This window comes from Thiopseudomonas acetoxidans, assembly GCF_030362935.1.
Taxonomy (GTDB): Bacteria; Pseudomonadota; Gammaproteobacteria; order Pseudomonadales; family Pseudomonadaceae; genus Thiopseudomonas; species Thiopseudomonas acetoxidans.
Genome location: NZ_JAUCDY010000001.1, coordinates 274,468 through 286,500, shown reverse-complemented (window position 1 = coordinate 286,500; position 12,033 = coordinate 274,468). Strand labels below are relative to the sequence as shown.

12 protein-coding genes are annotated in these 12,033 nt (G+C 47.3%); 10 read left to right on the top strand and 2 right to left on the bottom strand.

All coding sequences use genetic code 11. From position 1 onward, the window contains the following. Positions 1 to 4 precede the first annotated feature (4 nt). From QEZ41_RS01440 to QEZ41_RS01395, 10 genes are all read left to right on the top strand, one after another. Positions 5 to 196, top strand: a complete 192-nt coding sequence (locus QEZ41_RS01440; RefSeq protein ID WP_289409575.1) for a cbb3-type cytochrome oxidase subunit 3 — start codon at positions 5 to 7, stop codon at positions 194 to 196. After that, positions 193 to 1,104, top strand: coding sequence for a cytochrome-c oxidase, cbb3-type subunit III (ccoP, locus tag QEZ41_RS01435; RefSeq protein ID WP_289409574.1), 912 nt, complete (start codon positions 193 to 195; stop codon positions 1,102 to 1,104). The genes QEZ41_RS01440 and ccoP overlap by 4 nt, the downstream gene beginning before the upstream one ends. Positions 1,105 to 1,481: 377 nt before the next feature. Further along, positions 1,482 to 2,885, top strand: coding sequence for a cytochrome c oxidase accessory protein CcoG (ccoG, locus tag QEZ41_RS01430; protein ID WP_289409573.1), 1,404 nt, complete (start codon positions 1,482 to 1,484; stop codon positions 2,883 to 2,885). Between the two features lie 14 nt (positions 2,886 to 2,899). Beyond that, complete coding sequence (locus tag QEZ41_RS01425; protein WP_289409572.1) at positions 2,900 to 3,406, top strand: FixH family protein; 507 nt, start codon at positions 2,900 to 2,902, stop codon at positions 3,404 to 3,406. Positions 3,407 to 3,459: 53 nt separating this feature from the next. Next, a complete protein-coding gene (locus tag QEZ41_RS01420; protein ID WP_289409571.1) occupies positions 3,460 to 5,871 on the top strand; it encodes a heavy metal translocating P-type ATPase in 2,412 nt (803 codons plus the stop codon). Between the two features lie 14 nt (positions 5,872 to 5,885). After that, on the top strand, positions 5,886 to 6,080 hold the full coding sequence (ccoS, locus tag QEZ41_RS01415) for a cbb3-type cytochrome oxidase assembly protein CcoS (protein WP_353061878.1): 195 nt from the start codon (positions 5,886 to 5,888) through the stop codon (positions 6,078 to 6,080). Beyond that, positions 6,073 to 6,756: a sulfite exporter TauE/SafE family protein gene (locus QEZ41_RS01410; protein ID WP_289409570.1), complete on the top strand. Its 684-nt coding sequence runs from the start codon at positions 6,073 to 6,075 to the stop codon at positions 6,754 to 6,756. The genes ccoS and QEZ41_RS01410 overlap by 8 nt, the downstream gene beginning before the upstream one ends. 108 nt (positions 6,757 to 6,864) lie before the next feature. Further along, on the top strand, positions 6,865 to 8,148 hold the full coding sequence (locus QEZ41_RS01405; RefSeq protein ID WP_289409569.1) for an oxygen-independent coproporphyrinogen III oxidase: 1,284 nt from the start codon (positions 6,865 to 6,867) through the stop codon (positions 8,146 to 8,148). A gap of 232 nt (positions 8,149 to 8,380) precedes the next feature. Beyond that, on the top strand, positions 8,381 to 9,115 hold the full coding sequence (fnr, locus tag QEZ41_RS01400) for a fumarate/nitrate reduction transcriptional regulator Fnr (RefSeq protein ID WP_289409568.1): 735 nt from the start codon (positions 8,381 to 8,383) through the stop codon (positions 9,113 to 9,115). A gap of 116 nt (positions 9,116 to 9,231) precedes the next feature. Further along, positions 9,232 to 9,780, top strand: a complete 549-nt coding sequence (locus QEZ41_RS01395; RefSeq protein ID WP_289409567.1) for an adenine phosphoribosyltransferase — start codon at positions 9,232 to 9,234, stop codon at positions 9,778 to 9,780. A 47-nt stretch (positions 9,781 to 9,827) separates the two neighbouring features. Here QEZ41_RS01395 and QEZ41_RS01390 read toward each other — a convergent pair whose 3' ends face one another. Together QEZ41_RS01390 and QEZ41_RS01385 are read right to left on the bottom strand one after the other, a co-directional pair. Beyond that, entirely contained in the window at positions 9,828 to 11,012 is a 1,185-nt protein-coding gene (locus QEZ41_RS01390) for a patatin-like phospholipase family protein (protein WP_289409566.1), read from the bottom strand. Beyond that, a complete protein-coding gene (locus QEZ41_RS01385) occupies positions 11,009 to 11,932 on the bottom strand; it encodes a lipid A biosynthesis lauroyl acyltransferase (RefSeq protein ID WP_289409565.1) in 924 nt (307 codons plus the stop codon). The genes QEZ41_RS01390 and QEZ41_RS01385 overlap by 4 nt, the downstream gene beginning before the upstream one ends. Positions 11,933 to 12,033: the final 101 nt, after the last annotated feature.

Sequence of the window (12,033 nt, the reverse complement as noted above, 5' to 3'; positions counted from 1 at the left end):
CATAATGGACATAGGTACAATACGCGGTATAGGCACAGCGATGATTCTTATCGCATTTGTGTGCCTCGTATTCTGGGCATACAGCAGTAAGCGTAAAAAAAGTTTCGATGAAGCAGCCATGCTGCCCTTCGGCGAAGAAAGCTTACCGACTGATACCCGTAATGACCAAAACTCATCTAGGAGTACACACCAATGACATCATTCTGGAGTTGGTACGTTATATTACTCACCACGATGACCATTATCGGTTTAGTGTGGTTAGTACTGTCAACGGCAAAAGGCCAACGTGCTGATATTGCCGAAGAAGCAATGGAAAACAGCTGGGACGGCATTCGCGAGTATGACAACCCGTTACCACGCTGGTGGTTCTTACTTTACATGGGCACTATTGTATTCGCAGTCGGCTATCTCATCCTTTACCCTGGTATGGGTAACTACAAGGGTATTTTGCCAGGCTACGAAGACGGCTGGACCTCTGCAAAGCAGTGGGAACGCGAAGTCGCAAAGGCTGACGAAAAATACGGTCCAATCTTTGCAAAATACAAAGCAATGAGCATCGCAGATGTTGCTAAAGATCCAGCAGCAATTGATATCGGCTCACGCTTATTTGCTAACCATTGTGCTATTTGTCATGGTTCGGACGCTAAGGGTTCCCCTGGCTTTCCAAACCTAGCTGACAAAGACTGGCGTTGGGGCGGTGATGCAGAGACTATTCAAAAGAGTATCCTGCACGGTCGTACAGGTGTAATGCCTGCTTGGGGCGCAATCATTGGTGAAGACGGCGTTAAAGACGTTTCCGCTTATGTGCGCCACGAGATGGCCGGCCTTAAAGCGCCTGAAGGTACAAGCGCTGATCTGGAAAACGGCAAGAAAGTCTATGCAACTACCTGTCTAGCCTGTCACGGCCCAGAAGGTAAAGGCATGGCGATGCTAGGTTCACCTGACTTAACCAGCCCTGCTGGTTGGATTTGGGGTACGAGCTTGTCGCAAATCGAAAACACAGTTCGTAACGGTCGTACAGGTGTGATGCCTGCTCAAGCTGAGTTCTTAGGCGAAGAGAAGGTGCACATTCTAGCTGCTTATGTGTATGGACTAACCAACTAATAGTTCACACCAAGCAACCTAAGGGGCCAGCCAATCGCTGGCCCTTTTTTATTACACTAAGAAAATTTACTCCAGATTAAACAGCAAGCTTGAGGCATATCAAAAACAAAAAGGTTAGAAAGCTTAGAATTCACAATCCGTAAAATGTTAAGATGTGCACAAAGCAGTTTTAGCAGCACTAATGCAGTGTTTAAAGAAACTTTTGCACGTACCGCATTCTTTCAACCACTTCACACAATCCTGTTAACTGGTAAAGTGGCCTAGTGTCGCACCTCACGAAACTACGACTAAAGCAGTGTACCATAGCTTCAGCCAGCACTATTTGGGCTAACCAGCTTAAAGCTGGGAAAATCCATTAACTGCCATGGAACAACCTAATGAGCGAACAAATACCTGTAAAAAATGTAACCCCTTCCACTGATTCTGGCGCGCTGTATGCTAAGCGCAAAAAAATCTTCACCAAGTCTTTTACTGGACTGTTTCGTACAATCCGGATCTCTTTTGGTGTTTTATTGTTTGTACTCTTTTTGGGAACAGCCTGGTTAAACTGGGGTGATCGTCAAGCTGTGTGGTGGAACCTACCAGAGCGCAAGTTCTATGTTTTTGGTGCCACTTTTTGGCCACAAGATTTTATGCTGCTGTCTTGGCTGCTAATTATTTGTGCCTTTGGTCTCTTTTTTATCACCGTGTTTGCCGGTCGTGTCTGGTGCGGTTATGCCTGCCCACAAACGACCTGGACTTGGATTTTTATGTGGGTTGAAAAAATTACCGAAGGTGACCGCAACAAACGTATGCGTCTCGAAAAAGCGCCTATGTCTGTAGAGAAATTTTTACGGCGCGCGGCCAAGCACACGCTTTGGATTCTAATCGCGTTTGTCACTGCCTTTACCTTCATGGGTTACTTCAGCCCTATCCGCGAACTATTTTCAAATTTAATTACCGGACAAGCCAGTGGGGTTGTTTATTTCTGGGTCGCAGCATTCACCTTTATGACTTATTTTGCTGCAGGCTTCATGCGTGAACAGGTATGTATTTACATGTGCCCCTACTCTCGCTTTCAGAGCGTAATGTTCGACAAAGACACCCTAATCGTCTCTTACAATGAGGGTCGTGGTGAAAAGCGCGGCCCACGTAAGAAAGGCTCCGACTACCAAGCGCAAGGCTTGGGAGACTGCATCGACTGTAATCTTTGCGTACACGTATGCCCTACCGGAATCGATATACGTGATGGTTTACAAATCGCCTGTATCAGCTGCGCTGCTTGCGTTGATGTTTGCGATGAAGTCATGGGCAAAATGGGCTACGAAAAAGGCTTAATCAGTTACACCACTGAGCACAACCTGACCGGCTCAAAAACCAAGCTCCTTCGACCACGGCTTATCGGCTATGCCGCCGTGCTGTTGTTTATGATAAGCCTACTCACCTACACCATTGCAACACGCACGCTGGTTGAGCTAAACGTAATTAAAGACCGCATCCCGTATCGTGAAAACGTTGACGGCAGAATTGAAAACGTTTATCTCTTGCGCGTGATTAACAAAGACCAACACGGACACACCTTTGCTATAGAAGCCACGGGCATTGAAGGTCTGCGTCTTGAAGGAAAACACATGGTTGAAGTGGCCGCTGGAGAAATATTCTCAACCCCTGTATCTTTATCTGCTGACTTTGAAAAGCTAGCTTCAGGGCCCAACAAGGTTCAGTTCAACATCAAATCTGTCGATGACGAAAACATTTACCGCGTATCGACAACCACCTTTATTGGGCCACAAGATCGTTAATTAAGGAGCTTACTATGCAACTCGAGCAGAAAGTTTATCCGTGGTACAAAGAATTCTGGGCATGGTTTTGCATTGGAATTCTTGTCTTAGCTGTAGTGCTCGGGTTAGGCCTGCTGACCGTAGCTATTAATAATCCACCCAGCATCGTAGTGGATAACTACTACGATGTGGGTAAAGGGATTAATAAATCACTGGAGCGCGAGCGACTGGCTAAACAACTTAGCATGCGCGCTACACTGACTCTTAATCTTGAGCTAGAGCAGGCTGAACTTCAGCTGGAAGGTGAGAGCCTGCCACAGCAACTGGTGCTTAACATCATCTCGCCCACTCAACCAGAGCAAGACCGTCGCGTGGTGTTACAGCCCGTTGACACCAATGGTCTTTACCGCGGTTTGCTAGGCGAGCCTGTACTAGGCAAACGCTTTGTTGAATTGCTCGGTCAGGCAGACGGCCAAGAATGGCGTCTCTTTGAAGAAGAAAAAATTGAGCCTGGTCAGCGTATTGAGCTTGGCTTCAACTAAGTCTACTACTCGCTGGCTGCACCTCGCAGCCAGCTTCTAACCTGAAGTAATCAATGACTGCACCGCTTCCCTGCTACCACTGCGGCTTACCTGTTCCAGCTAATACGGATTTTAAATCTGTGGTCATACAGGAGGAGCGCGATTTTTGTTGTCCTGGCTGCCAAGCAGTAGCCCAAGCGATAGTAGAAAACGGTTTAGAAAGCTACTATCAACATCGCAGTGAACGCTCATCAAACCCCGACGAATTGCCCGGATTCATTCCAGACGAGCTAAAGCTCTATGACCGCGCCGAAGTCCAGCAGCCCTTTGTCCGCTCAGAAGGAGAATTTAGCAGTACGCAGCTACTCATTGAAGGCATTACCTGTGCTGCCTGTGGCTGGCTTATTGAAAAGCATTTAGCCAACATACCCGGCGTTAACAGTAGTCAATTAAACCTGAGCAACCACCGCTTACACGTGCGGTGGGACTCCAGTAAATTACCGCTTTCCGACATTTTGCATAGCATTCGCAAGATAGGTTATGCCGCGCACCCTTGGCACCCCGATGCCGTTAGCACGCAAATAGCACAAGAAAACCGCGTTGCATTAAGAAAACTTGGTTTGGCTGGACTGTTATGGATGCAAGTCATGATGGCCTCCATGGCAACTTGGCCTGAGTTTAACCTAGACCTCTCTGAAGCCATGGATGGTGTTTTGCGCTGGGTCAGCTTGCTGCTCACCACCCCTATTATTTTTTACTGCAGCACTGAGTTCTTTTACGGGGCTATGCGTGACATTAGAACCCGCCACCTAACCATGGATGTTTCCGTATCCTTGGCTATTTTAGGTGCTTACTTTGCAGGCATTTGGTCAACGGTTACGGGACAGGGTGAGCTTTATTTTGATGCCTCGGGCATGTTCGCATTTTTCTTGCTGTCCGGTCGCTACTTAGAAAGGCGAGCCAGAGAACGCACCGCAGCCGCCACGGCACAGCTGGTTAATCTGCTACCTGCATCCTGTTTGATTCTTAAAGAAGATGGGCAATCAGAGCGCATTTTGCTTAAAGATTTACAACTACAGCAGCAGGTTATCGTGCCGCCCGGCCATCTAATCCCTGCTGATGGCGTTATTTTATCTGGTCAGTCCAGTGTGGATGAGTCCTTGCTAACCGGTGAATACCTACCCTTACCACGCCAACCCGGTGATCAAGTAACAGCAGGCACTCTCAACGTCGAAGGCCCTCTGACTATTCAGGTGCAAGCGCTTGGCGACAACACTAGGCTTTCAGCCATTGTGCGGCTCTTGGAGCGGGCGCAATCGTTGAAACCCAAGTTCGCAGAGTTTGCAGATCAGGTTGCACAGTGGTTTTTAATTAGTGTCTTATTGATAGCAGCAGTCGTAGGCATAATTTGGCTGCAGATAGATGCCGCACGCGCCTTCTGGGTGGTGCTCTCACTTCTGGTAGCCACTTGCCCTTGCGCCCTTTCGTTAGCCACACCGACTGCCCTAACTGCCGCGACAGGTAGCTTACACAAATTAGGCTTATTGATCACCAAAGGTCATGTGCTGGAAACCTTTAAGCAAATTGATACCGTTATCTTTGACAAAACAGGCACCTTAACCGAGGGTCGCCTCACACTTAAGCGGGTCGAATGTTTTCCAAGTTACACGCACGAGCAAGCCATGGAGTGGGCTACTGCGCTAGAAAACCGCTCTGAACACCCTATTGCACGGGCTTTTGGTCACAGCAAACTTATCGCAGAAGATGTTACGAGCAGCCCAGGTTTAGGCTTACAAGGCAGCGTTGCAGGTCAGCTGATGCGTATTGGCCGCCCTGATTATGTCTGCAAGCTAAGCAACACACCACCGCCAGCGGCACCAACCGCCCAAGGTCAATGGCTACTGCTAGGTGATACACAAGGCCCTATCGCGTGGTTTGCTCTGGATGATCAACTACGTAAAGACGCCCCTGCGCTACTCGATGCCTGTCGAGCAATGGGCTGGCAAACCCTATTGCTCTCTGGTGACAGCTCACCTATGGTGCATGAAATTGCACAGCAACTGGGGATCAGCGATGCTCGGGGGAGCTTGACGCCGGATGACAAGCTCAAGGTGCTGGAACAGCTGCACCAGCAAGGTCACCGCGTTCTCATGCTAGGCGATGGTGTAAACGATGTGCCTGTACTGGCTGCAGCCGATATCAGTATCGCTATGGGCAGCGCTACAGATTTAGCCAAAACCAGCGCCGATGCCATTTTACTGTCCAATCGACTCAGCAGCTTAGTGGGTGCTTTTGCCATCGCTAAAAAAGCACGTCGCATTATTATTGAGAACCTTTCTTGGGCTATACTCTACAACGGACTAATTATTCCTTTTGCTGCAGTAGGCTGGGTAACCCCGGGCTGGGCTGCCTTAGGCATGTCCGTGAGTTCCTTATTAGTTGTACTTAATGCTCTACGCTTAACAGCAGTAGCCGAAAAAACTTAGTAGGAGTACTTCACATGGCAGCGTTATATGTCATGATTCCAGCAGCGCTTATTTTAGTCATAATTGCTGCTCGCTTCTTTTTTTGGGCGGTCGATAGCGGTCAATACGATGATCTAGACAGCCCAGCACACAGCATTTTATTTGACGACCCACTCAGTCACGTAAAAAAACTATCCGAAGAAAACCCTAAAGAACAAGACGATGCTTGATGTTGTCCCGCTACTCATATCTGCATTCATTATTGGTTTGCTCGGTGGCGGCCATTGCATAGGTATGTGCGGTGGGTTAATGGGCGCTCTTGCCTTAGCCATTCCAAAAGAGCAACAGCATAAAAAGTTGCTCTACCTAATCTTATATAACCTAGGCCGCATCATTAGTTACGCCGCAGCAGGGTTTATTTTCGGGCTGGCGGGCTGGGCGATTGATCAAAGCCCTGCCGCTGATGCCTTACGCATTATTGCTGCGCTATTGCTCATTAGCATGGGACTTTATTTAGCCAACTGGTGGTCAGGTTTAGTCAAGATCGAACAAGGCGGACAAGTGCTTTGGCGTCATCTTCGGCCGATCGCACAACGCTATATTCCTATCCAAAAATCCAGCCACGCACTTAGCCTAGGTTTGCTGTGGGGCTGGCTGCCTTGTGGCCTGGTTTACAGCACGGTTATATGGTCGGCCAGCCAAGGAGATGCCAGTTTAAGTGCTTTACTGATGCTATTCTTTGGTCTAGGCACCTGGCCAACACTTATAGCCTCCGGCTTTGCCGCTGAACGACTTACTCATTTCTTACGTTCGCGCAAAGTACGCTCTGCCGCTGGTTTGATGATTATTCTCTATGGCATCTGGACCTTCCCCGGCCCTCACCATCATTGGTTAATCGAGCATTAAAACCATTTCTCTTAAACGCCACTTGTCGCTTGATACAAATCAAGAAGCTTAAATAGCGCTCTCCCTATACTTGCCTAACAAGCCTTTTTTCTAACTGGTGTTTATTTTATGGTTAAAGCTGCTTGCTGGGACTCTCGTTTATACCATAGCTACCAAACCTTCGGCGGCTTGTATAACTCGTACCCAACCAAAAAACAGTTCACTCAAGCCATTAGTGCTTTTGAGCGTTTTTCAGCAGTACGCACGAGCAGCAAACTAGAACGCGAGCTAGCAATTTATGTTCACTTCCCAGACTTTACGCAGCAAACCATCAGCGACCCGAGCATACCTGTTAACTATTTAACAGCGTTACAACAAGAAATTGAGCTTTTGGCACGACTGTCTCACAACAACATGCCGATACAGCATTTACACTTTACCGGACGTCCAACCCAGTTTAGCGCAGAGCAGCTGCAACAAGTCTTACGCAAACTGCAACAATACTTCGTTATTGAATGCCACAACCTGTTTAATTACAGCATCAACATCAACCCCTACGAAGTAAACTGGGCCACTATGGGTGCGGTTCGGGATATGGGTTTTAACCGCATCAACCTTAATGCGCATACGGGCTACTATAATTTTCAAAAGCTGCAAACCATCTACGAAGCAGCCCGCACCCTGCATTACGGCTCAATCAGTATCGCCATGATTTATGGCCTGCCCAAACAAAACCTGCAAGAGTTTGACCATAAACTGAATCAAATAATTTCCTTAATGCCCGAACGCATCACCCTGAGCAAGCACCAGCAAGCAGCCTGCATTAAGGTTCTGCCGCAATTACTCGAACTTGCAATAACAAAGCTGAATCAGACGGGTTATCACTATGTGGGTTTGGACTGCTTCGTTTTGCCCGATGACGAGCTTATCTCTGCACAAGAAGCTGGCTTAGTTTCTTGTAATCTACAAGGTTTCGCCACCAACGATGACTTTGATATTTTGGGCTTTGGCATGGAAGCTACCAGTCAAATAGGGATGCTGTACTACCAAAACGGCAAAGACTATGAGGACTATTTGACCAGCCTAAACAACAAACAGCTACCTGCTGCCCAAGGCACGCTATGCTCAACAGATGATCTCATTTGCCGCCACATTATTCATGTATTAACCAACCAAAACTTGCTGTCAATATCAGAGCTAGAAAGTAAATTTGATATCAATTTCTTTACCTATTTTAGCAACATTTTGCCCCACCTTATCGCTATGCATCAAGATGGTTTGATCTGCCTAGATGAAAGCCAAATCAAAATGACCCGCGACGGGTACTTTCTTGTTGATGCCGTGTGCCAACTATTTGACCGCTCACATTCCTCCGCTATACCAAACCACGCGCTCTATACCCGAATCAAATAATTCCTTGCCTCGTTGCGCAGTCTTTAGCTTGGATTGTGTTCGCACTTATCCCATTTACCTGCTTGAAAACTCTCTCCTATCCTGCCTATATTAATCAATCATTAACAGTGGCGTAGACAACAACAACAAAATGCTAGATAGTAAGCTTGTATATTTAACTGACTGATGGCTTTAATATGGCTAAGGTAATCTGGATGCGTAGGCATCGAATTTTTAGCTCAGGGATCGTGGTATGGCTGAAATGAATAGCGTTCGCAGTACACATCAAGCACATTGCAAAGACTGTAGTTTAGCTATGCTTTGCTTGCCTCTTTCGATGGATCTAGACGATCTAAACGCCCTTGACGAAATAGTGAAAAGAAGCAGACCTTTAAAAAAAGGTGAGTTTTTATTCCGTCAAGGTGACACTTTTAACTCAGTGTACGCAGTGCGCTCTGGCAGTTTAAAAACGTTCAGCATCACGGATTGTGGTGAAGAGCAAATTACCGGTTTTCATTTGCCTAGCGAATTTGTAGGTCTGTCCGGCATGGACACTGATAACTATCCCGTATCTGCCATAGCCCTAGAAACCACCTCTATTTGTGAGATTCCTTTTGACCGTCTGGATGACTTAAGTGCCTCACTCCCACAGCTTCGTCGCCAGTTGATGCGCATCATGAGCCGTGAAATTCGTGACGACCAACAAATGATGCTGTTGCTCTCCAAAAAAACAGCCGATGAGCGGATCGCCACTTTCTTAGTCAACCTGTCTGCACGTTTTCGTTCACGCGGTTATTCGCCCTATCAATTTCGTCTAGCCATGTCGCGTAACGAAATGGGTAACTATTTGGGCTTAGCAGTTGAAACCGTATCGCGCGTATTCACTCGCTTTCAGCAAAGTAACCTGCTGTCGGCCGAGGGCAAGGAAATCCACATTCTGAACCTTATTGAACTCTGTGCTTTAGCGGGCGGAACTATCGACGAATAGTTTGCAGTAAGCCAAACCAGTGAGTACCCACTGCCTCAATACATTCTGCAGCGCAGCAGTGCGTATTATTAAACTATGCTTTAAACCTATATATACCACCCTCTTTGGAGCCGGCTATGATTTTTGATGAATTCACTATTAAATCACTTATTCGACCCATTCCTGACTTCCCCAAACCAGGCAATATATTTCGTGACATAACCCCTGTTTTTCAATCTCCACGCGCTACACGCATGGTCATTGATAGCTTAGTACAGCGTTACGTAGAAAGTGATTTCACCCATGTTGGCGCGATTGAAGCTCGTGGGTTTTTGCTGGGTGCTGTTGTTGCCTATGAGCTAAACAAACCCTTAATCCTGTTTAGGAAGAAAGGAAAACTGCCTGCCGATGTACTCAGCGAGCCTTACGACACCAACTACGAGCAATCCGTCCTAGAAGTACATGCAGACAGTCTGCATGAAGGTGACAAGGTGTTGCTGCTCGACGATATTATTGCTAGCGGCGCTACTTTTTTAGCTGCTGCACGCCTGATTCGTAAAATGGGCGCAAACGTTTATGAAGTAGCTGGCATTGTTGATCTACCTGAACTGCAAGGCTCCGAGCTACTGCAAGATATAGGTATCCCCACCTTTACCTTGACCGCCTTCGCCTGCAACGAGCGTTAATCCAGTTGTAGCTGCTCAATCAAAGCCACGCTTAATTGCGTGGCTTTTTAGTGCTCGTCGAGTGATAAAAAACTCATAAGTTGTGTTTTTTTGCTCATAGCATCTTGATAGCCAAGCTCAATGAGCTCATTACAATAATCACGCTCAAACAGCAAATAGCTCAGCACACCACCGCCCGCTGCACGCGTTGCACCTGAACCCTTTAAAAACACACGCAATGACGATGGCAGCTGGTTTCTGTGGCGTACGGCAATTTCATCTATTACTTTGCTGGGTGTAATCACTAACGCCTCTACCGGGGACAAACCATGCTCTAAGGCGCGCTGTTGAGGCGTTAGCATAGCTCCCAAATGATTTAAACGCTGCAAGAGTTCTAAATCCGTTTCCAAGTTATCCGAAAAGGTACTGTTAAGAAGGTGTGAACCTATTTGCGCAAGACTAGGTTGTCGTAATTGCAACTGTTGTTCTGCTCTATTATTGAGGCTATTCACACCAATAATTAATACCTTATTAGCGCCCAAATGTAGCGCTGGGCTAATGGGCGCTGCTTGTCGCACCGCACCGTCACCGTAGAATTCTTGCTCGAGTCGTACGGGTGGAAAGATCAATGGAATAGCAGCGCTGGCCATTAGATGCTCTATTTGCAGCTTAGCGGACTGCCCACCACGACGGAAACGCTGCCATGCATCAATATGCGCACGGCTTTGGTAAAATGTGGTGGCTTGCGCTGTGTGATAAGAAAAAGCTGTTACCGCGACCGCCAACAACTTGCGTCTAGCCAACGCCAAATTAATGCCTGAGAAATCCAACTCTTCCAACAGCAAGCCGCGCAATGGCGAATTATCCAGCAAAGCTACGGGAATATCTCGGCCGAAACCAAACAAATGTTGCCAGACAAACTTACTTGACTGTTTCAGCACGCCAGGCCAGTCGCAACGATACACCTTGTCCGTAGTAAAGTTCTGCCAAACATACTGCAGCCGTGCGACAGCCTGTGAAAAATCCATTGCACCACAAGCCAAGCTCACAGCGTTTATAGCACCGGCTGAAGTTCCGACTACAATTGGAAAAGGGTTCTCTGTCTTTTGCGGCACTAAGTCTGCAACCGCTTTGAGCACACCTACCTGATAGGCGGCGCGCGCACCCCCACCCGACAAAATCAAGCCGGTGACGTCAGAGGTGTGCCTGTTGATAACCGATGGTCTAACTGCCTGTTCATCTACTAGATTCAATATAATCTAGCCTCTCCCTTAGGTCGTGTTTTAAAACGCCTGTGTGCCCATAAATACTGCTCAGGCTGTGCTTGAATAACCTGCTCAAGCCACTGATTAATGCGCAAGCAATCAGCCTCAACACTTGCGCCTGGAAAGTCCTGCCAAGCTGGTTCAATTTTCATCTGGTATCCCTTGCCATTGGCAAGTCGTGTCTGACTCATAGGGATGACAACAGCTCGGCCAAGCTGAGCAAACTTACTGGTTGCAGTTACTGTGGCAGCAGGCACATCAAATAGTGGCACAAATACACTTTGCTTAAAACCATAATCCTGATCCGGCGCATACCACACGGCTCGCCCAGCGCGTAAGTGTCTTAGCATAGTACGCACATCCTCTCTCTCGATCGCTACCGCATCTTTATTATGTCGCTCACGGCCGCGATGCTGTACGTAATCAAATACTAGGTTTTTGTGCGCTCGATACATCCCATCAATCGTATGCAGCTGCCCCAACAAGGCCCCGCCAATCTCAAGCGTAGTAAAGTGAGCAGCCATTAAAATAACACCCTGCCCCTGCTGTTGTGCCGCTTGTAAATGCTCTAGTCCATCAATGACAAGCAGCTTGGCCAAGCGTTTTTGACACCACCACCAGCTCATGCCCATTTCAAAAAAAGCGATTCCGGAAGAAATAAAATTTTCCTTTAAAACCCGCGTACGCTCTTGCTCTGTCCACTGCGGAAAACAGAGCTCAAGGTTGCGTTGAGCTATGTGGCGACGCTCATGAGCAAAACGATACATCAGCAACCCAAGCACATGCCCTAAGCGCAGCAAAATAAAGTACGGCAGTTGAATGACGAGCCAAAAAACTCCCAATACAAGCCATAGCAGCCAATATTTTGGGTGCAAAAACACCCATTTAAACTTACCTCTGTCCTTCATTCATGCACGCCCAATTCTAAAAACCTAAATAGTTTACGGAAATATTTGCAGACTGCCATGCTTATGGTTATAAGTAAGCACATATTTAACTTTACGAACTT